Consider the following 19,674-nt stretch of genomic DNA (forward strand, 5'->3'; position numbering starts at 1 on the left):
TTTCACAACCTAATCATCAATAAGCTGGTTTGCAGAAGCTGATTGACACAGCAAAGCACTTATTTAACAAGAACGTACTTAGAAGGAAGTGAAAAGGGAATGGATTTTGACTTACTTTGGAAAGCAGTTCTGATCGTTATTGGAGGCACATTACTTTTACGTGTAGCAGGAAGAAAATCGATCTCACAGATGACATTAGCTCAAGTTGTCATCATGATAGGCCTCGGTTCACTTCTTGTACAGCCAATTGTCGGCAAAGGAGTTTGGGCTACACTGCTGGTTGGGCTTACCTTGGTACTAACATTGGTTTTTATGGAGTTTCTCCAGATTAAAAACGACCCACTGGAGAAATTTATCACCGGACAATCAAAAGTGGTCATACAAAATGGCACTTTGCAAAAAAAAGCATTGAAAAAAATGCGCCTTACCGTGGATCAGCTGGAAATGAAACTGCGGCAGTCCCAAGTCAGCGGCATTTCAGATGTTCAGTTTGCGACATTGGAACCGAATGGACAGCTGGGATTCATTTTGAAGCAGCCAAAACAGCCTGCAACCAAAGAAGATATCATTCAGCTAAGGCAGGAATTGGAGTTGCTTACTCAAATGATCAATAATAAGCTGACTGTTTTTTCCGGAAATACCGGCTATAAAGCCCTTCCTGTCCAACAGCCAACAAGTTATACCGCCTCCACTGCTTCTGTACAGGATAACATTTTTGATGAAGTAAGTAATAAGGGACATATTAATGAACCTCCGAAAGACTTACAATGATTAAACAACCCGTTCACACAAATTGGAACGGGTTGTTTGGCTGATTGATACAATTATGATAAATTTACATATTCATTCCTCAGTATAGAAAATACGACGGTGTCATGATACTGCTCTCCATCGAAGTCTGTCTGTCTCAGCACCCCTTCTTCACGAAAACCATGAGCAAGCAGCAATTTACGAGATCCTTCATTCTCAGCAAAGATATCCCCCACCACCCTGTTCAATCTCAGATCATTGAAGCAATAGGATAAAATCACAGGTAATAGTTCGGTCATGACTCCCTTTTTTTGATATTCCCTGGAGATTACTACTCCCATCTCCGTTTTACTGTGCCAGAAGCTAAGCTTGTGCAGCCGAAATATACCAATGATTTTCCTGCTATGTTTCTCTTTGATCACCCAGGGTATTTCACTTTGCATGCTGAACTGCTTCAGTGAACGTTTTATACCTTCAGCCACCTCTTGTACCGTTTTATCAGGGTGGGGTGTCAAAAACTTCATGGTTACTCTGTCTCCCAGAAAGTCAAACATCTCTGGAGCATAGATCTCTTTCATTTCAGTCAATAAATAGTTCTCTGTTTCGATAACAGGTATACTTTCCAAATGCATTTTTTTCTCTCCCTACTTTTTGCCGAGTTTTATAAGGCGGTTGTCTTTATAAATAATAATAACTTTATCTCCTATAGTAAAATCAAGATATTTGTCACAATCAACTTCAAATATTTTTTTGTTGCTGAATTCCATTGCGCAATACTTCTCTTCGCTATCCCTTATCTCGATGGATTTATTTGTTTTTATTCCAACAGCCACATCCGATTGACCAGGTGCAAAATATTTTTCGGTAAGGGTCACCTTGTCTTTTAATTCTTCACCTTCTTTACTTTCATACATCAACATCATGCCCAGTATCACTGCCAAAGCGATAAAGACACAGCCTTTCACGATAACTTTGTTCATTTGTAACTCTCCCCCGCTTAAAGATTCAGCAACTTAAAAATATTCACCTGCAGAGGATTTATGACAGAAAGATATAGCAGAAGAACAAAAGCGAAAGCGCCTTGATCAGCCCCGACAGGCAAATGTTCCTCAGAGAAAAAAAGGCGCTCTTTCCTTTTGTTCTCTGAGGGTTATTTGACCCCGAGGGGCTAGGCGCTGTAGCTCTGGACGTGGATAATTTAGCTGCAAATTATCAACAGAGGGTGATTTTATAATTTCCTAAACCTAAATAAATCTTCCGCCCTGGCAGGCAGTTGATTTTTTATTTCCTTACCGAAGTTCTCCATTCACCGACCAAATAAACCAATAATGAATCCGGTATCATTTAACAATCATGATTTTCTGAATCTGTTCCATACTAAAAAAGAAAATTTCTTGGAAGGAATGATGAAATGACACTGACTGCACAACAACTGTCTGCCTTCCGCTCAACTTTAGGAGAACTGGAAAAGACCATTATTAAAAGACAGGAAGATAACGACAATTTTGACCTTAATCATGGACATCCTCATGAAACAGTTGGCGAATTATCCAGTTATGATAATCATCCCGGAGACGAGGGCACCGAACTTTATGAGAGAGAAAAGGATATAGCACTACATCAGCATCTTGATTATGAGCTTGAAAGTATACAAAAGGCCATGGCAGCAATGGAAGAAGGCAGTTATGGAAAATGCCATGAATGCGGGAAGGATATCCCGGTCGAAAGGCTTGAGGCAATTCCTACTGCCTTATATTGCAAGGAACACAGCCCTGACCAGACCGTTTCTCATAACCGTCCTATAGAAGAAGGAGTCCTTATGCCGCCATTCGGTAAGTTTTTTTTGGACGAAAAGGATGAGAATACGGCTTTTGATGCAGAAGACTCATGGCAAGCGGTTGCAGAATGGGGTACTTCTGAGTCCCCTTCTGCCTTGATGAATCCTCCAGATGATTATAATGACGTGTACATCGATTATGAGGAGAATGTTGGGTATACAGAGGATTTCGAGAATTTTACCGGTAATGATATCGAAGGCAGGAATGTCACAGTGTATCCTAACAAACAGCATGAACTGTATGAACAAGCTCTAGATGAAGAAGGGACCATGACAACCTTTGGTGATCTGCCTGCCTACGAACATGATCCTTACATTGAAGAATAAAAGAGGTGAAAAAAATGGATAAAAAACATAAGAGCCCCTCTACTGATCTTGCGGGAAGAACGTACGATGTTTCTGACTATAAGAAGAGTGATGAGCTTTCACAAGGACTTGCAATGACACACGAACAGGCAAGCGACAGCCTGACTGAAGGCACTATTGATGGGAAAATTGAGAATCTGGAAGGCAAGGATATCGACCTGCCCAGATAAATACAGCATAGTTCTCACTGCATTGTTTTTTTAAGGAGGAATTCGAATGGTTAATACAGATGCGGGAAAAGTGGCAAAATTGTCTCATGAGCATAAGTCCATATACCCTGGAAATAAACATATCAAGCAAAATGACGGAAGTAAATATGGACCTCAGCGGACGGAAAACCTCCCTCCTCTTTTACGGGAAGAATAACAAATATCACCACTCTTAAAGGGTTGAAAGGGACAGCCCCTTCCAACCCTGTAAGACACTAAAGCACAAGGTGTTTAGTCTGTTTCCTTCAGGGTAATTAAATTATAAGCAAGATATTAATTACTTTGAAAGGAGAATCATCATGGCAGGGAGAAACGAGAAAAGACTTCCATACAAAGGGATTAATACTGAAAGAAATAACGGACTATCCAGTTCCCAAGAGGTGCAATACGCGAAAGATTTTAAAGCAGCAACTAAAGCAGGGTACCCAGATGAAGTTAAGTCGTCTAACCAAGAGAATAAGTAAAGAAGCGGAGGGCAGCCCCTCCGTTTTTTTGTTTTGAAATGTCTGTATTCGTAAATATTGTGGTTATTGAATCCGTTCATAAACATGATTTCCACTCCGGGCTTGCAACTCCAATAGATGTTATAAGGACTAAAACCAAGATCTTCTAGAAGAGCTGTTTTTGCATATATTAGATTACCCTTTGTACAAATGGGGTATGGTAGTGGGAAATACCTTAAGGAGGAATATCATGGAATTCACCTTATCACTGATCCTGCAATTTTTTATGCTTGGTGCTGTTACCCTTTTAGTAAGCGGCCTTATTACATTTCTTTTTCCCAATATCCCACTATCTGTTTTAATTCTCCTGAGCTCTATGGCAGGGTACATTTTTACTGCTTACAACCAATTGCATGGCTTTATCATTACCGCCTCTATCCTGAATTCATTGCTCGCCCTGACTGCTTCGTGGCTTGTAAATTACGGGCAGTTTGTCAAAAGGATGGCTGAAAAATATAGTAACGTAACAGCTTAAAAAACAGGTGCATCTCCTATTTAATGAGGAAATGCACCTGTTTTGTTATTATCCGTTAAAACAAGATATTTATTTATACTTAGTAATAATATCCGCGTTTATTATCGAGCAATTCAGCTCCCAAATAGCCTGCTCCGAGTCCCAATAATCCGGCACCTAAAGGAGATAGTCCTCCTCCGGGTCCATATCCAGGCCCGCCATATGGACCCCCAAACCCTGGATAACCCCCATATCCTGGAGAACCATACCCTCCATAGCCCGGACTTTGAAATGGCCCATATCCACCGGTATAGCCTTGGTATCCTCCAAATCCAGGTCCGTAGCCTCCTTGAAATCCTGTGTTCCCATAAGGTCCTTGCCCGTATCCTCCAGGTTGATAGCCATACATGAAGTTTTGTCTTTGATTATATGCATCATAAGGCAGCAAAGTATACACTCCTTGTTTTTATTTTGATACGCTACATTTATATATATGCAAAGCCGATCCATTTTGATATCGACACTCTTTGAAGAAGGCTGTTTTCACATATATTGTTGCTTTCGGGTATCCCCGGATACTAAGAGTTTACTCTCTAATCCAGGGAGAGTAGAAATTCATTCGACTCAAGGAAATCCAAAAAAAAAATCACAAATAACCCTTCCTTTTAGACCGCTATCAGTGTTATATTTGGAAAGTATTTTTTGAACTTAACTTTTTAAATAAAGGAGTACTTTTGATGATAGATATTTTGTTGATTTTTGCTCTGCAGTTGGTTTATGTCCCTATATTGACTTTAAGGACCATCTTCCTTGTAAAGAACATGAGTGTTGCAGCCTCTGCCTTTGGATTCATGGAAGCCTTGATTTACGTATTTGGTTTGGCCTTGGTTTTCTCGGGTGATCAGAGTATCGCCAGCATGCTGGTATACGCTTTAGGATTTGGTGTCGGATTGTTTATCGGAAGCAAAGTTGAAAATAAACTTGCAATAGGATATACAAGCATCGTGGTAAACCTGATGGATATTAATGAAACATTAATTGAAATCCTTAGAAATGAAGGGTTTGGGGTCACTGTATTTGAAGGCATGGGACGTGACAGCAAACGGTACCAGCTTGAAATACTGACAAAACGGAATCGTGAGGAAGAACTTCTTGAAATTGTTGAAGTCCACGAGCCGCGAGCCTTTGTCATTTCATATGAACCCCGCCGATTCAAAGGCGGCTTCCTCGTGAAGGCAATGAAAAAAAGAATGAAAAAGAACCAGCGTGAGGCGTCCTCAGCTGCTGCAGAACCGAATAGTTAAACTATCCTGGCCTCTTCATTTGAAGGGGTTTTTTGTTTAAGCACACCTATATAAGGAAAAATAACAACAGAGACAAAGAAAGGAGGATTTCCATGTTTTTTTCCGGTTTCGATATCATCGAGAGAACCATCATCATTGCAATTTTCTCTTATATCTCGCTTGTTATTCTTCTTAGAATTTCTGGAAAACGGACCCTTTCTAAGTTAAATGCCTTTGACTTAGTAATAACTGTTGCGATGGGGTCCACTCTCTCTTCCATTCTTCTTGATAAGAATATTACCTGGGCACAAGGAACGACGGCATTCTTTATGTTGATTGCTCTCCAATATGTCATTGCCAAGCTCGCTGTACATATTGACTGGTTCAACAAAATCATCAAATCGCACCCTCAAGTCCTATATCAGGATGGGGGTTTCAGGGAGGGCGCCATGAAGAAGGAACGGGTACCGAAAAAAGCTATATTCCAAGCGGCCCGTTCCCAAGGAATTGGTTCAATGAAGAAAATAGACACTGTCGTATTGGAGTCTGACGGATCGATTTCCATCATTAAAAAATCAGATAAAGAAGATAAAGATACACTGGATGAGGTAAAGGGATATAAATAACAAACAGGCTGACACATTCACTTGGCGGGTCAGCCTGTTTGCCGGGTTTATAGCAGCTTTCAATAGAGACTGGCACCCTTGTCCTTATAGAAGCTATAGCTTGCCGATATATTTAAGCTGTTCTGCTGAAATGCTGTCGGCTCCTCCATCAATTATTTTCTGTACTCCTGCCAGCGAGACCTCCAAGGGAACGTATTCTCCTTTTAGATTAGTAAAAGCTTCGGCAGCATAAAAAGGCTGAGTTAGAAAAGATTCCAATCGCTGCCCCCTATGATAAAGATCCATTTCCGATTCAGGGATTCTCTCTTCACCAATATTATTGACAAGTACCCGAATTTCCCTGTATCTTCTTAAAAGCTTTCTTGCTCTTCGCTGGATTGATAAATGGTTAGTACCCAAGAGGGCGTCTTCTAATAAGGTGGAAGTTGCTTGAACTGGCTGCACTGCTGGATACATATGTCTGGTAGCCAAGTCCAAATCAAAAGGAATAAGGGAATCGAGTGGTCCATATGGATCTTCAGCATCGACAGCTTCCCCGCTTGGATCATATAAGAAGGTCGTTATGTTAGGAAAACCAGCTCGTTCAAACTCTTCATTCATAGCAAACAATTCGCCTGACTTCACCATTGCCCGATCTGCTATTAGGATTATGTCTTCCTTATTTTCCATTTTTTTTAGAAGGCTGAACACTTCTTCTGTGCTCTGGCACACATGGTCACAGGCTGCTCTGGCCTCAGCGACATCAGGGACAGTGGAATTTTCATCAACGAAAATCATCTGGAAGCCTTTGTCTTTCAGCCTGATAATCAGCTCATTCAACAGAACAAGCTGTCCCATCTGAGCCCTTGCTATAAATCCAATCTTCCCCCCTTTTACAATCGGACAAAAGATATCCACCACTTTAATCCCGCTTTCAATCATTTCCAAGCCGCTGTCTCGAATCAGCAGTTCATCAATCGTGCAGTTGGCTAAAGAAGCAAGTGCGACTATCGTCTTTACCTCCGCTCTGCCAACCGGGATTTTTCCTGTACAGAGGTTGGATACTGTAGCAGGCCTTAAACCAACAGCCTTAGCTGCTGAAGTTAGATTAGGAACCCGTCTCCGTAAAAGGGCTGTATTCAACTTAATATTCGTAGTCACCGCAATCACTCCTTTACTATAAATAGTAAACCATTTTACTCAGTAAAACAAGAATGCAACAGTTAGCATTAATCACTCTTGGTAGATACTTTCTATTTGCGATTTATCCTTTAATATGGATAATTGTAATGGTATTGAAAAGTTTCTTAATAAGAAAGGAAGAACAATATGGCTTGGATTTACCTTGTAATTGGCGGATTATTGGAAGTCGGCTGGGCCATCGGGTTATCTTTTTCAAAGGGCTTTACCGAACCTTTACCCAGTGTCATGACTGTGATCCTTCTGCTGATCAGTTTTTATTTTTTTGCAAAGTCAATGAAAATGATACCAATCGGTACTGCCTATGCAGCATTTACAGGTATAGGTGCTGGTGGAACTTCCATCATCGGGATGATCTTTTTAGGAGATAAAGTGAGTACCGCCAAAATATTTTTCATCAGCCTTCTTATCTTCAGCGTGCTCGGTCTGAAGTTCAGTTCAAAAGATGGAATGAAAAAAGATGAAAACAATCCGGAGGTATAATAATGGCTTGGATATATTTAATTACAGCGGGAATATTCGAGGTTCTTCTCGTGACATTCATGAAGCTTTCAGAAGGCTATAAAAAAGTACTGCCGACGATCCTTGCCTTTCTTTCAGGCGGCGCAAGTTTCTACCTCCTCTCACTTGCCCTGTTATCCATTCCTATAAGTACCGGGTATTCGGTATGGACTGGTATAGGATCAGCAGGTGCTGTCATTGCAGGTATGGTATTTTTCAATGAAAGCAGGGACATCAAAAAAATATTATTCATCAGTTGTATTGTTATAAGTGTTATAGGTCTTAAGGCTTTTTCATAAGGCTGTTTTCGTATACATAGTTGCTTTCTGTTACCCCCGGTTACTAAGAATTTCAACTCTAAACGGGGAAGAGCAGCTCTTTTCTTTTCGATGTTACCGTATTTTTCCCCTTCCTGGTATTGATATCCCCGCATCCTTTGTCTAAGAGGCCTTTGCTTCAAGGCTTTATTCTTTATAGCATCTGCTTTCAGTCTGCTAGCAGATACCTATCAAACTGTTTCCCCTCACCTTTGGCACCCCAATGAGTCCTGCCCAAAAAATCCTTTTTTATATGATAACTGAATATCCATCCTCTCTATGGAAAACAATAATGTTGTGCATATTGAAAGAGGTGGCACAAAAAATGAATGTTTTCAGGAGGATTACAATGGGTATTCTAAGCGGAAATCCTAAAGAAGAACCAATGCATTATGGTGAGGTTTTTGGAACCTGGTCTTTTTTACTGGCTGCTAAAGGAATGGTGGCAGGTTATCAAACGTTAAAGAATCATACAGGTGATAAAGATTTAAATAAGTTTATTGAAGAGCTCATCCAAAACGGACAGCAGGAAATCAAGCAAATTGAAGAGCTGCTGAAAGAGAATGGTGTCGGCCTGCCTCCTTCTCCCCCAGAGCGCCCAAACGCTTGCCTTGAAGATATCCCGGTAGGAGCGAGATTCCAGGACCCTGAGATTTCAGCAACACTATCAAGGGATATTGCTGGCGGATTGGTCGCATGCAGCCAGGCTATAGGACAATCGGTTAGAGAAGACATCGCAATGATGTTTGGACAATTCCATATGCAGAAAGCAACATTGGGAGGCAAGCTTCTTCGTCTTAATAAAGAAAAAGGCTGGTTGATCCCCCCTCCACTTCATCAGCATAAGAAAGAAGACTGCTAAATCACTCAGGAATATTCCAAACGGAATATTCCCTTTTTATTAGACTGTTTCCGCATACATTGTTGCTATCAGAAAAATCCCTATGCCGGTTTTTTCACCTGTTTACGGAATTTTACTAAACAGGGAGACAAGCTCTTTTCATTGTTGCTTACCAGGTTATTTCCGCCAAATAATAACAAGAGCTTTCAAAATATATAAGAGATAGCCCCAATAAAGTTTCACAAAAATATATCCATCAGGAGGAATGAATATGGTAAATCAAAAATTAAAGGAAGCATTAATACAAGTAGAAATCGCTGAACGTAATTTAATGGATGCTCAAGGAAACAATGACCCCCAGCACTATCAACGAGCATCACTTGATATCCACTACGCACAATCACTGCTGAATAGCGTCCATGGTATTATCCAGGACGCCTCACAGGAAGAACAACAACAATATCACCGTGCACAAGAAATGATGAGAATTTTGGAAGAAACACATGCCTCTCTATAACTTTTAATTAAGCTCTACTCATCTGATTTTAGTGCCTATAATCGCCCGCTTTGCCATTAGCTTATCTGGCAAGGGAGGCCTTCTCAGATTCAGTTGACCCTGCTGTAATGTAAATACTAGTTAAAGGTGATAAATAGGACAACTCCTGAATAAGATGTACAAGTTATCTTATTTAGGGGTGAAAAAATGGCTGTCTTTATAAGCTATATCTTCCTCGGGTTATCGCTCGCCGCACCGATAGGTCCTATCAATGCAGCACAGCTTGACCGAGGAATCAAAAGCGGGTTCTGGCATGCCTGGCTCATTGGAATAGGCTCTGTTGCAGCCGACTTTCTTTACATGCTTGTTGTTTATTTTGGTGTTGTCAGCTTTCTTGATACCCCTATAGTCCAGACTTTCCTTTGGTCATTTGGATTTTTCGTACTCGTCTATACTGGAATTGAAAGTCTCCTCGGAGCCGGAAAAATCAGTTCCACCAACAGAGAGAACAGTGATTCTTATCTTAAAACTTTCTTAACCGGTTTTTTGATGGCCCTATCCAATCCGTTAACCATCTTATTTTGGCTGGGGATTTATGGATCTGTTCTTGCCAAAACAGCCCAGACTTATGACCATGCCCATCTGGTCCTCTACAGCGGTGCTATATTCATCGGAATCACACTATGGGATGTCAGTATGGCAGCATTGTCAAGTTCCTTTAGAAAATTCCTAACTGACAAATTACTTGTCGCCATCTCATGTGTATCGGGTCTCTCTCTGATTGGCTTTGGTTTTTATTTCGGTTGGGAAGCGATTAAAATTATTTTCCTTTAATCTTTCAAAGCAGCATGAAAATGCAGCTGATAAATAGCTGAAATTAATTAAATTCAGACCAGACTGTCCACCACTTGGACAGTCTTTTTGAAATCCTTTTCAAGAGGGTCTTAACCGTATAATAATTGCTGTTTAAAGTAATAGTGTTCTATTCCTTCCTGCCGAAAACCTTATGCAGCCATGCGCTGTAAAAAATATATCACCCTTTATACGGTTTATAGGGCAACCATTTTTAAGTGTAAAGAATTTTCTATGTGCATAAATAAAGACCAGCTGCTAAGGCTGGTCTTTGAAGGACTATTAGTTATTCACACTGTCTTTTAGAGCTTTACCTGGTTTGAATGCAGGTTGTTTGCTGGCGGGAATTTCCATCTCTTCCCCTGTTTGCGGATTTCTCCCTTTTCTTGCAGAACGTTCTCTCACTTCAAAATTTCCGAAACCGATTAATTGTACCTTATCACCTTTTGCAAGAGTCTCTTCAATATTCTCAAGGACAGCCTTAACCGCATTTTCCGCATCTTTCTTGCTTAATTCCGCTGATTCCGCAACTGCATTAATTAAATCTGTTTTATTCATATGTAAAACCTCCTAAGAAATTATCTTGCTACAATTGATTCTTACCACTGCCTTCTATCAGTTAAACCTTTTCAGCCGCAACAATCATCCCTTTATGCAGATAAGTTTTACATTCCTGTGCATCTTCTTCTGAAAAGCCATTATCACGAAGAACTTTTTCTAACCTCATCAATTCTACAGAACCATCATCTTCATCAAAAGCGGTAGCTAAGCTGTGAATGCCGCTGTCACTATTGGAGGAGGATGTTTCCAATAGGTTCCCCTTTAAGGAAGTCTCATTATCAACAAATTCATATTGTTTAGGATCGGCAGTAAAAAACAGAATATCAGACTCTGAATCTCTTACTTGTCTGGTTTCTATATCAGAAATCAACTGTTTACCTGTACTGTATACTCCAATAATTTTAGCTTGCATGGTTCACCCCTCCTTCTTATCTTTTCCCTCCCTTTTGATCTTATAAACTCGGCTTGAATTTAAATTGACATTTTTGTACAGCTGTTTTCTTGATGTATAAGAGGAAAGATAACATATTTAAGAAATAGCACTAAAAACAGCTGAGGAACTTCCCTTACATTCTTAATCAATAAGATAATGATTAATGCTGCAGCACTTAAGTGAAAAATATTCGACGGGTAACTCAATTAAGATTTGTTCATATCCTTTAAAGATTATACCTCCTACTATGATGGAATGAAGAGGTCTGGAAACCAATCTATTCATAAGGAGGTTTTCAATACTCTGGCAGCCCCATTTTTTCCCAGATACGTTCAATCTATTTTCAATAAATTAAAAAAGCGAGCGGGATCCGCTCGCTTTTTAATATAATTGTCTTCCTTGCTGTCCAATTGCATAATAAATGCCATGCTTCAGAGTGGAAAAACAACTGAAACGGGACAATTGCATATCGGTACCCGTTATTTCCTGTGCAAGTTCCGGTGAAATTCCTACAAGAATCGTTTCAGTCCCTATCAAGGAAGCAGCCGATGCAAGTTTGCTCAGAAATTCAACAGTGAATTGGCTGATATACTGATGAAGGCCAGTCAAGTCGATCACCAGATAATCTGCTTTATGTTTAGGAAGATTATTAAGTGTCTTGGTAATCAGGTCTTCGGATCGATTCTCATCATATTTGCCGAGTAAAGGGACAACAACTATCCCCTCCAGCACTGGAATGATAGGCGATGAAATTTCTTTTACAAGGTCAGTGAGATCCTGGGTTCGTTCTTCCACCATACTCTCCAGTTTCACTATTCTATCCGATTCAGACTTTCTGGCAAGATCATGAATATTCTCTTCTATAGTGATATCTGACGGAGCAAATTGAAACTCACTATAATCCTCATTTTGTATTTGATCCTTTAACAAGGTGAACCATACATTAGCACCAAACAGTCCAGTAAATATTCCTGAAAAGTGACCTGCCAGGAATGTTGTCGATTGCTCCTTGCCTTGTGCTACATTAATCTTTGTTTCCCAGCTGTCTTTCAATCTTACTGCCGCAGTATGTTCATCTTTATTTAAATTGTGAATTTCAATCTTTCCCCACCCCGCGGAGGCATATGTAGCCGGAATCGCTGCTGCTACTTGCTCCAGCGGCATATCCAGTCTTTGAAAGTATTGACCTACTACAAGTCCCTGTCTGAACCCTGTAGTTTCAAGCACAACTTTGGCTGCTTCTTTTCCTGAAACCTCTTCAATTGTGTCAAAAAAAGACTTCATTGCAGATGATATCCAAAATAAAACGGCATCCTCCCCTTCAAATAGGAATAATCCCTGTTCCAACTGCCAGGCAAAATCCAGACCCCCGACATTTATTTGATCATTATGTAGATTGTCGTTCTTTTTCATATATATAAGGACCCCCGTATAATTTTATATTATTAATTTAACTTAAGTTAGTATATCCGTAAAGCCGCAGGCCTTATCTCTTTACAAAGAACAAAAATTCAAACCGCTTCGCTCAGCCCCGACAAGCAAATGTTCTCAAGAGAAAAAAAGGCGGTCTTTCCTTTTATTCTCTTGAGGTTATTTGACCCCGAGGGGCTTGGCGCTGAAGCTGGACGCATCAAAAGCGGAAGCGCCTTGATCAGCCCCGACAGGCAAATGTTCCTCAGAGAAAAAAAGGCGGTCTTTCCTTTTATTCTCTTGAGGTTATTTGACCCCGAGGGGCTTGGCGCTGAAGCTGGACGTATCAAAAGCGGAAGCGCCTTGATCAGCCCCGACAGGCAAATGTTCTCAAGAGAAAAAAAGGTGCTCTTTCCTTTTATTCTCTTGAGGTTATTTGACCCCGAGGGGCTTGGCGCTGAAGCTGGACGTATCAAAAGCGGAAGCGCCTTGATCAGACCCGACAGGCAAATGTTCCTCAGAGAAAAAAAGGCGTACTTCCCTTTTATTCTCTGAGGGTTATTTGACCCCGAGGGGCTTGGCGCTGAAGCTGGACGTATCAAAAGCGGAAGCGCCTTGATCAGCCCCGACAGGCAAATGTTCTCAAGAGAAAAAAAGGTGCTCTTTCCTTTTATTCTCTTGAGGTTATTTGACCCCGAGGGGCTTGGCGCTGAAGCTGGACGTATCAAAAGCGGAAGCGCCTTGATCAGCCCCGACAGGCAAATGTTCTCCCCGAGGGGCTTGGCGCTGAAGCTGGACGTATCAAAAGCGGAAGCGCCTTGATCAGCCCCGACAGGCAAATGTTCTCAAGAGAAAAAAAGGTGCTCTTTCCTTTTATTCTCTTGAGGTTATTTGACCCCGAGGGGCTTGGCGCTGAAGCTGGACGTATCAAAAGCGGAAGCGCCTTGATCAGCCCCGACAGGCAAATGTTCTCAAGAGAAAAAAAGGTGCTCTTTCCTTTTATTCTCTTGAGGTTATTTGACCCCGAGGGGCTTGGCGCTGAAGCTGGACGTATCAAAAGCGGAAGCGCCTTGATCAGCCCCGACAGGCAAATGTTCTCAAGAGAAAAAAAGGTGCTCTTTCCTTTTATTCTCTGAGGGTTATTTGACCCCGAGGGGCTTGGCGCTGAAGCTGGACGTATCAAAAGCGGAAGCGCCTTGATCAGCCCCGACAGGCAAATGTTCTCAAGAGAAAAAAAGGTGCTCTTTCCTTTTATTCTCTTGAGGTTATTTGACCCCGAGGGGCTAGGCGCTGAAGCTGGACGAGATAAAAGTTGTCCACACACATTGATTTTTTAATTTTAAGCAAAGAAAAAACTCTGCATTAATTGCAGAGCTTTAGGCACCCAATATCAGAAGTCCTATCATAAGAAGAGAGGGCACCCCATAGTATAGCAAGCTTTTATTTATAACCGTCCGGTCCTGTCGTCCCTTCCAGGTTTCATACTTATCGTTTTTGGAAGTATACCAGCTGCCTTGGTTGCTCATACTTCATCACTCCTTCCTATTTTAAAATCTATTTACCCAAAATCCTTGGATTGAAAAACGGGAATATTAGGAAGGTTTAGATTTTTGTTTGATTCATCCCATATTAGGGAACTTTTAATAACTAAATATTATTTTAAGGAGGCATTTCACATGAAAGACAAAAACAATAATATTGAAAAGGGTAAAGGTTTTGATAGATTTGATAATCCCGAGCAATATGACAGTGATAAAGAAAGCATACTGGACAAGTTTGAAAGCGAGCAAACCGTAGATCCACTCCCTATGGAGGATATACGAGAAGAAAAGCAAGAAGAACGAGCAAAATCTAACACTAAAGATCAATCTTCAAGTGAACGAAAGTATGACCAGGACTATAATTAAGGTATATACTCTATGAACCCCGCATATAAAAGGGTTAAAGTCAGGGCCGTTCTCATTAAAGAGGACGGCTCTGATTATGAACACAGTTTTTTTATGCAATCAGTTTTTGGCATTTTTCTGCACAATTAAAGCATGCCTCTGCGCATCTCTGACAATGAGCATGTTCATGCTTCTTGCATTCAGTCCCGCAAGATTCACATACTGAGACTAGAAGCTTCAGGATCTCCTTAACGTTTGGGCTGTCAGACTGCAGGGAATTGATAGCCAGAGAACAAACATCTGCACATTCACGATCCAAACGGATGCAGCCTGCCATCATGCCGACATTCTCTTCATTTAAACAGCTGTCAAAACAGACATTGCATGCCTCTAAACATTCCTGACATGCTTTGATGCATTCCTCAAAGGTTTTCTTCATTGATACCACTCCTTTAACATGATTTACACAACTTTTCCCCATTAAATCATTTTAAAACGGGATTACCAGATTGGTTTCCTATAGTATAATGAAATGGTTATTGATAGAATGTTTATGTACCTCTATGAATTAATAATAATTCCTGAAAAGAATATTCAAACATAAAACAATTTGAAATAGTAAAGGAAGATTGTATGAAAAAGATTGCATGGATTACAGACAGTACGGCTTATATAACAGAAAGTCTTAAAAACAATCAGGATGTATTTGTCCTGCCGTTAAGTATTATCTTTGGTGCAGAGGCTTATGAAGATGGGGTTGACTTAACTACCGAGCAGTTATATGAGAAAATCAATAACGAGAAAGAAATCCCAAAAACTTCACAGCCTTCAGTGGGCAGAACTGCAGAAATCATTAGTTCATTAAAAGACGACTATGATGCAGCCATTGCCATCCACATTTCAGGCAAATTGAGCGGGACCTTAGAGGCGACAAGATCTGCCGCGGAAATTGCCGATTTCCCGGTGGAAGTCATTGACAGCAAGTCCATGAGTTATGCGATAACCTCCCTTCTCCTCTCGGGTATCCGGCAGGCAGAAACGGAATCAGACCATACCAAAATAGCAGACAACCTGCGTGCCGAGGCAGAAAAGCACGAGAATCTTATTCTTCTAGGCAGTCTTGAGCAGTTCTACAAAGGTGGCAGGATGTCCGGAACACAATTCCTGCTGGGAAACCTTCTTAAAATAAAACCTATTATCCGAATCGCCCCTTCTGGAGAATTTATGCTCTCTGAAAAAGTCCGGTCTGAAAAAAAAGCAACAAAAAGAATACTTGAACTATTCGATGATTCCTATAGTAAATATAAAGTAAACGAGATTCAGATTTTGCACGGAAATGTTCCTGCAAAAGCCCTAGAGATCAAGAATGAGCTTAGTTCGAAATACCCCTCATTACAATTTGTTGTTGGTGAAATCAGCTCAACAATTGCCGTTCATGCCGGGGAAGGAACCGTCGGGCTCATGTGGCAGAACAATCCCAAATAGGAAAAAAGCAAGGAAAACCCAATATCTATTAATATTCCCCTTTTCTTCCTGTGTTTTACAGGGCAGAAGAAGGGGAATGTTTTTTTATACGGCTGCTTTAAACTTAGTGAAAGGCGTGAAAGAGGATGCAAAACAATCAAATAAGTTGGGACTGGATCAGGCTTGATTCGGTTAGTGATGATCGGTTTCAATACGGTTTGGGTCCCAAGTTCAACCATAAAAGCTGGTTTGCGGAGCACGGCGCACACAGCGATCACTTTACCCTCTCTGACGAGGAGTCTGATGGCCGGATAACAATGGCCGGTTCCTTGCCAATCACTATTACGAAGGAACTAAAGACAGAAGATATTCACTTTATTTTAACAAAGGATAGGCTGATTACTGCCGGGTTTTCCACCACATTGTTCCATTGGAAGGAGCCTAAGGAACTTCATACGATTATGAAGAGCTGTCCCTCACCTCATGAGTCTTTTTTACTCTTAATTAACCTGGTACTGGACAGGTACACGATGGACTTGTACCCAAGTTTTAAGCACATTAAGATGCTTCACAGCCGAATTGAGGGAAATAAAACTTCTGAACACCTTTCACAACTGATTGATTATCGGCATAAGCTGATCCGCTGGGAGAATATGTTACTACCTTATGAAGAGTTCCTGTTGACTCTGAAAGCTGCTTATGGTGATGTTTTTTCAAATTCAAAAGAATACATCAAAGTAGAAGCCAGAGTGCAAAAGATTTTCAAATTGATTCAGCACTACAATGGAACACTGAATAAATTATTGAACCTGGATAATACACTGGTAGAATACCGTGGAAATGAAATCATGAAAACCTTAACCGTCTTTACAGTAATTACAACCCCGATGACTGCACTTGGTGCATTATGGGGCATGAATTTCAAGAATATGCCAGAGCTGAATGAACCGTATGGATACCCGCTTGCTCTGACCTTCATTCTGTTATCATCCATTGTAATATTTATCTGGCTCCATAAGAAAGGCTGGACACAGAATATCCTTGAAGGAAAAAAAGGAAGAGACAGAAAGAATTAAGCAATGTGCACGCACCCCTGCTAGGAAGTAATACATAGGTTAGGGACCTTTCTGTGATGAAAAAAGGAAAAAGGCAGCCGCTGACAAAACGACCGCCGTAGAAAAATGCTGTTTACTGTAATGCTCTTCAGATAGTTTGAAGAAGCCTATTCATTCTAACCAGCCCTTTACTGATAAAAAATGAACACTTCACCAGTTTCTCTTAAAACAAATTAAAAACATAAGGCCCTATGGAGAATATATAAAGCATCATGTAAACAAGCATATAATAGAAAACACCTGCAAATGTTCCCCATTCAGGGTCCCTGCCAACCTTCCAAATGATGGCTGTCACTAAGCTGATGGCGACCAGCAATATTGCTCCGCTGTAAGGAAAGGTGTAGTAGAATGGTGCCACCTCATAAAAGAAAGAGTTCATAGCCCTGCTCATATAAGTAAATGGCATAACAAGGAATAAGGCAATGGAAGCATACTCCACCCAGTTGATTTCTTCTTTCTCAAAGGTATTAGGGCTCCAAATGTAAAGTACCAGCAATAAGGTCAACGATGGAAAAAGCCAATAAGAAGCAGTCAGCACCGTAACCATGCTGCTGAACAGCATCAAGAATGCATTATATGCACTGAGCTTCCAATCCTCGGCAGCAAGCTCAATGCTTGCTTCCTTCACCTTGCTGTTTTGCGAAGCACCATAGAGCTGATAATAGTCCCCGTTGAATGAAATCCATAATAGTGACTCTTCATTAATCTTCATAGGATTTTGAGCTACATTTTGATTAGTATTAACAGGTCTGGCAGCTATTTGTGTTCCGTCCTCCAACTCTCCTGCATACAGCCTGATACTCCGGTTATCACCGACCCTCTGCCCCTCAGCTGTAAATATAAGGTTCAATTCTCCATTGAGGCTCACTATTCTTGCATAATCGGGAGATTGAAGTTTTGCATTTGTTTCTTCATTAATAAAGGTCAGTTTTTGAGCAGAAAGCGGAGCGGCTTCCAATGAACTTACTTTGCCTGCTGCTTTAAACATATTGAAAGAGAGCGAACCCCCTGTTCTCATTTTCCTGCCAAATACAATCGTGACCTCATCACCATCACTATGAAGGACCAAGCTGCCAAGCTGGTCATACGTTGAATTTTTTACGGTTAAAACCGGGGAGCTTGCCATTTCACCGGTTGAACTCACATAGAACACTTCCGCATTCACTGTATCTTTCTGATGGATCACTGCGTAACTTCCGTCATTTCCGAATACAACATCGAGAATTTCATTAGTAAAAGTATGTAGTTCACTTGCCGCCCCATCTGCAGGTTTATATTCATATACTGCTCCCTGTTTCCAGTAGAGGACTTGTTCTTCTTTGGCAGCAATTCCGGTTACTTCTTCATCGATCACCTCTGTCTTACCGTCAGCTGTCAGCGTTAACTGACCACCTGAAAGAGTAATAAATTCAGTTCCATCAGTCCAAAAAGGATATCCCCTTGGTATGTCCATGGATAGTGTCTCAGTCTTTTCAATAGTGAGTCCTTCCCCTATAGTAAACTTCCTGACTTCGTCTACATTCGTCAGGTACACTTCATTCTGCCTTTGAAAGGTAATAGGGCTTTCTTGACCTTCAAAATTAAATGGTATCGAACGGCTCCATTCTTGATTCGGCAGCTTTGTCATAGACGAAAGCTGATGAAAAAATAAAGCTGCAATCAATGCAATGATTGCTAGTAATGGTATTCCAAAAGATTTTAATTTTTGCTTCATCTAAACATCCTTTATATTGTTTTATTTATAAGGCTGTCTTCGCATATATTGCTGCTTTTCGATATCACCATACTATTTCCTTCCTGAGATTGATTTTTTCAGGAACTAGTACCAAAATAGCAACAAAATTTACGAAAAGAGCCTTTTTCAAAGACTAATTACAGACCTGAAAATTTTATATTACAATAATGTAACAACAAAATTCTCATGTAAAATTCTAGGTGGAATTTTCCGAAAAGTCAATACTTTATTGGCAGCCACATTAAAGAAAGAAAGGAAATCTGTCTTGAGCCACTTTCTTCCCAGATTCTTGATTGAGTTATATTAGCTGCGAATTTCTATTTACTAAAAAAGCTTAGAGAAACTAGTCTCTAAGCTTCTTTTAACCGTATATTTTTTGGATGGTCAATCTTATACTAATCACCTGAAAGAACCCTATTACTAATTGAACAGATTTACCAGCAAGAATACCGTTAAATCACCAAAAAAAGAGTGGTGAAATCAACTATACACTTTCAATCCCATATTAATATGAAGGGGAGGTGTTAATTCTAAAAAATCTAGCAATGATTTGATTGGAACGGAAGGTGCGTGACCTCCTGCGGGACTAGCGTGCGTCTAGTTCCAGCACCTAGCCCCTCGGGGTCAAATAACCCCAAGAGATAAAAAGGAAGACCGCCTTTTTTTCTCTTCGGAACATTTGCCTGTCGGGGCTGATCAAGGTGCTTCCACTTTTGGTGCCGTCTAGTTCCAGCACCTAGCCCCTTTGGGTCAAATAACCCCAAGAGATAAAAAGGAAGACCGCCGCCTTTTTTTCTCTTTGGAACATTTGCCTGTCGGGGCTGATCAAGGTGCTTCCGCTTTTACTTCACCGCAC

At 40.7% G+C, this 19,674-nt stretch carries 29 protein-coding genes; 19 read left to right on the plus strand and 10 right to left on the minus strand.

Annotated features, from left to right (window positions below; translation table 11 throughout):
• Positions 1 to 99 precede the first annotated feature (99 nt).
• The gene (locus FZC78_RS06950) at positions 100 to 771 is read left to right on the plus strand and encodes a DUF421 domain-containing protein (RefSeq protein ID WP_148938933.1); all 672 of its coding nucleotides are present in this window, start codon (positions 100 to 102) and stop codon (positions 769 to 771) included.
• 53 nt (positions 772 to 824) lie between these two features.
• Here FZC78_RS06950 and FZC78_RS06955 read toward each other — a convergent pair whose 3' ends face one another.
• Positions 825 to 1,382 (minus strand): GNAT family N-acetyltransferase, encoded by a 558-nt coding sequence (locus tag FZC78_RS06955; RefSeq protein ID WP_148938934.1) that lies wholly within the window; start codon positions 1,380 to 1,382, stop codon positions 825 to 827.
• A 12-nt stretch (positions 1,383 to 1,394) separates the two neighbouring features.
• Positions 1,395 to 1,730, minus strand: a complete 336-nt coding sequence (locus FZC78_RS06960; protein ID WP_148938935.1) for a hypothetical protein — start codon at positions 1,728 to 1,730, stop codon at positions 1,395 to 1,397.
• Between the two features lie 431 nt (positions 1,731 to 2,161).
• On the opposite strand from FZC78_RS06960, the gene FZC78_RS06970 reads away from it, so the two are divergent.
• From FZC78_RS06970 to FZC78_RS06985, 5 genes are all read left to right on the plus strand, one after another.
• Positions 2,162 to 2,914, plus strand: coding sequence for a TraR/DksA C4-type zinc finger protein (locus tag FZC78_RS06970; protein WP_148938936.1), 753 nt, complete (start codon positions 2,162 to 2,164; stop codon positions 2,912 to 2,914).
• Between the two features lie 14 nt (positions 2,915 to 2,928).
• A complete protein-coding gene (locus tag FZC78_RS06975; protein WP_148938937.1) occupies positions 2,929 to 3,123 on the plus strand; it encodes a YozQ family protein in 195 nt (64 codons plus the stop codon).
• A gap of 46 nt (positions 3,124 to 3,169) precedes the next feature.
• Entirely contained in the window at positions 3,170 to 3,319 is a 150-nt protein-coding gene (locus FZC78_RS23530; protein WP_187444834.1) for a hypothetical protein, read from the plus strand.
• Positions 3,320 to 3,461: 142 nt separating this feature from the next.
• A complete protein-coding gene (locus FZC78_RS06980; protein ID WP_148938938.1) occupies positions 3,462 to 3,626 on the plus strand; it encodes a YfhE family protein in 165 nt (54 codons plus the stop codon).
• Positions 3,627 to 3,855: 229 nt separating this feature from the next.
• Positions 3,856 to 4,140 (plus strand): hypothetical protein, encoded by a 285-nt coding sequence (locus FZC78_RS06985; protein ID WP_148938939.1) that lies wholly within the window; start codon positions 3,856 to 3,858, stop codon positions 4,138 to 4,140.
• A gap of 79 nt (positions 4,141 to 4,219) precedes the next feature.
• Here FZC78_RS06985 and FZC78_RS23535 read toward each other — a convergent pair whose 3' ends face one another.
• On the minus strand, positions 4,220 to 4,567 hold the full coding sequence (locus FZC78_RS23535) for a hypothetical protein (RefSeq protein ID WP_187444835.1): 348 nt from the start codon (positions 4,565 to 4,567) through the stop codon (positions 4,220 to 4,222).
• A gap of 289 nt (positions 4,568 to 4,856) precedes the next feature.
• Here FZC78_RS23535 and FZC78_RS06995 point away from each other — a divergent pair, with 289 nt between their 5' ends.
• A complete protein-coding gene (locus tag FZC78_RS06995) occupies positions 4,857 to 5,423 on the plus strand; it encodes a DUF2179 domain-containing protein (RefSeq protein WP_148938940.1) in 567 nt (188 codons plus the stop codon).
• Positions 5,424 to 5,515: 92 nt separating this feature from the next.
• Entirely contained in the window at positions 5,516 to 6,028 is a 513-nt protein-coding gene (locus FZC78_RS07000; protein WP_148938941.1) for a DUF421 domain-containing protein, read from the plus strand.
• Positions 6,029 to 6,121: 93 nt separating this feature from the next.
• Here FZC78_RS07000 and FZC78_RS07005 read toward each other — a convergent pair whose 3' ends face one another.
• Positions 6,122 to 7,168, minus strand: coding sequence for an ATP synthase beta subunit C-terminal domain-containing protein (locus FZC78_RS07005; protein WP_148938942.1), 1,047 nt, complete (start codon positions 7,166 to 7,168; stop codon positions 6,122 to 6,124).
• A gap of 168 nt (positions 7,169 to 7,336) precedes the next feature.
• Here FZC78_RS07005 and FZC78_RS07010 point away from each other — a divergent pair, with 168 nt between their 5' ends.
• The 5 genes from FZC78_RS07010 to FZC78_RS07030 all read left to right on the plus strand — a co-directional run bounded on the left by FZC78_RS07010 (position 7,337) and on the right by FZC78_RS07030 (position 10,196).
• The gene (locus tag FZC78_RS07010; RefSeq protein WP_148938943.1) at positions 7,337 to 7,690 is read left to right on the plus strand and encodes a DMT family transporter; all 354 of its coding nucleotides are present in this window, start codon (positions 7,337 to 7,339) and stop codon (positions 7,688 to 7,690) included.
• 2 nt (positions 7,691 to 7,692) lie between these two features.
• Positions 7,693 to 8,007, plus strand: coding sequence for a DMT family transporter (locus tag FZC78_RS07015; RefSeq protein ID WP_148938944.1), 315 nt, complete (start codon positions 7,693 to 7,695; stop codon positions 8,005 to 8,007).
• A gap of 367 nt (positions 8,008 to 8,374) precedes the next feature.
• Positions 8,375 to 8,887: a DUF3231 family protein gene (locus FZC78_RS07020; protein ID WP_148938945.1), complete on the plus strand. Its 513-nt coding sequence runs from the start codon at positions 8,375 to 8,377 to the stop codon at positions 8,885 to 8,887.
• Between the two features lie 250 nt (positions 8,888 to 9,137).
• Positions 9,138 to 9,383 carry a hypothetical protein gene (locus tag FZC78_RS07025; RefSeq protein ID WP_148938946.1) on the plus strand — a complete coding sequence of 82 codons (246 nt, stop codon included), beginning with the start codon at positions 9,138 to 9,140 and terminating at the stop codon, positions 9,381 to 9,383.
• Positions 9,384 to 9,569: 186 nt separating this feature from the next.
• Positions 9,570 to 10,196 (plus strand): LysE family transporter, encoded by a 627-nt coding sequence (locus FZC78_RS07030; protein WP_148938947.1) that lies wholly within the window; start codon positions 9,570 to 9,572, stop codon positions 10,194 to 10,196.
• A gap of 300 nt (positions 10,197 to 10,496) precedes the next feature.
• On the opposite strand, the gene FZC78_RS07035 is transcribed toward FZC78_RS07030, so the two are convergent.
• From FZC78_RS07035 to FZC78_RS07045, 3 genes are all read right to left on the minus strand, one after another.
• A complete protein-coding gene (locus tag FZC78_RS07035) occupies positions 10,497 to 10,772 on the minus strand; it encodes an HU family DNA-binding protein (protein WP_148938948.1) in 276 nt (91 codons plus the stop codon).
• Positions 10,773 to 10,833: 61 nt separating this feature from the next.
• Positions 10,834 to 11,187 (minus strand): hypothetical protein, encoded by a 354-nt coding sequence (locus FZC78_RS07040; RefSeq protein WP_148938949.1) that lies wholly within the window; start codon positions 11,185 to 11,187, stop codon positions 10,834 to 10,836.
• A gap of 402 nt (positions 11,188 to 11,589) precedes the next feature.
• On the minus strand, positions 11,590 to 12,621 hold the full coding sequence (locus tag FZC78_RS07045; RefSeq protein WP_148938950.1) for an STAS domain-containing protein: 1,032 nt from the start codon (positions 12,619 to 12,621) through the stop codon (positions 11,590 to 11,592).
• A 129-nt stretch (positions 12,622 to 12,750) separates the two neighbouring features.
• Here FZC78_RS07045 and FZC78_RS23540 point away from each other — a divergent pair, with 129 nt between their 5' ends.
• From FZC78_RS23540 to FZC78_RS24195, 3 genes are read left to right on the plus strand one after another with little or no spacing between them, the layout of a single operon-like run.
• On the plus strand, positions 12,751 to 13,173 hold the full coding sequence (locus FZC78_RS23540; protein WP_187444876.1) for a hypothetical protein: 423 nt from the start codon (positions 12,751 to 12,753) through the stop codon (positions 13,171 to 13,173).
• A gap of 60 nt (positions 13,174 to 13,233) precedes the next feature.
• Positions 13,234 to 13,440, plus strand: a complete 207-nt coding sequence (locus tag FZC78_RS23545) for a hypothetical protein (protein ID WP_187444836.1) — start codon at positions 13,234 to 13,236, stop codon at positions 13,438 to 13,440.
• The gene (locus FZC78_RS24195) at positions 13,437 to 13,754 is read left to right on the plus strand and encodes a hypothetical protein (protein WP_252183536.1); all 318 of its coding nucleotides are present in this window, start codon (positions 13,437 to 13,439) and stop codon (positions 13,752 to 13,754) included. The genes FZC78_RS23545 and FZC78_RS24195 overlap by 4 nt, the downstream gene beginning before the upstream one ends.
• 240 nt (positions 13,755 to 13,994) lie before the next feature.
• Here FZC78_RS24195 and FZC78_RS23550 read toward each other — a convergent pair whose 3' ends face one another.
• Positions 13,995 to 14,144, minus strand: coding sequence for a hypothetical protein (locus tag FZC78_RS23550; RefSeq protein ID WP_187444837.1), 150 nt, complete (start codon positions 14,142 to 14,144; stop codon positions 13,995 to 13,997).
• A gap of 150 nt (positions 14,145 to 14,294) precedes the next feature.
• Here FZC78_RS23550 and FZC78_RS07070 point away from each other — a divergent pair, with 150 nt between their 5' ends.
• A complete protein-coding gene (locus FZC78_RS07070) occupies positions 14,295 to 14,525 on the plus strand; it encodes a hypothetical protein (RefSeq protein WP_148938951.1) in 231 nt (76 codons plus the stop codon).
• A gap of 91 nt (positions 14,526 to 14,616) precedes the next feature.
• Here FZC78_RS07070 and FZC78_RS07075 read toward each other — a convergent pair whose 3' ends face one another.
• Positions 14,617 to 14,943: a four-helix bundle copper-binding protein gene (locus tag FZC78_RS07075; protein ID WP_148938952.1), complete on the minus strand. Its 327-nt coding sequence runs from the start codon at positions 14,941 to 14,943 to the stop codon at positions 14,617 to 14,619.
• Positions 14,944 to 15,137: 194 nt separating this feature from the next.
• On the opposite strand from FZC78_RS07075, the gene FZC78_RS07080 reads away from it, so the two are divergent.
• On the plus strand, positions 15,138 to 15,989 hold the full coding sequence (locus FZC78_RS07080) for a DegV family protein (protein WP_148938953.1): 852 nt from the start codon (positions 15,138 to 15,140) through the stop codon (positions 15,987 to 15,989).
• Between the two features lie 125 nt (positions 15,990 to 16,114).
• On the plus strand, positions 16,115 to 17,044 hold the full coding sequence (locus FZC78_RS07085) for a CorA family divalent cation transporter (protein WP_148938954.1): 930 nt from the start codon (positions 16,115 to 16,117) through the stop codon (positions 17,042 to 17,044).
• A 202-nt stretch (positions 17,045 to 17,246) separates the two neighbouring features.
• On the opposite strand, the gene FZC78_RS07090 is transcribed toward FZC78_RS07085, so the two are convergent.
• Entirely contained in the window at positions 17,247 to 18,797 is a 1,551-nt protein-coding gene (locus tag FZC78_RS07090) for a hypothetical protein (protein WP_148938955.1), read from the minus strand.
• Between the last annotated feature and the right edge of the window lie 877 nt (positions 18,798 to 19,674).

This window comes from Rossellomorea vietnamensis (assembly GCF_008180415.1).
Lineage (GTDB): Bacteria > Bacillota > Bacilli > Bacillales > Bacillaceae_B > Rossellomorea > Rossellomorea vietnamensis_C.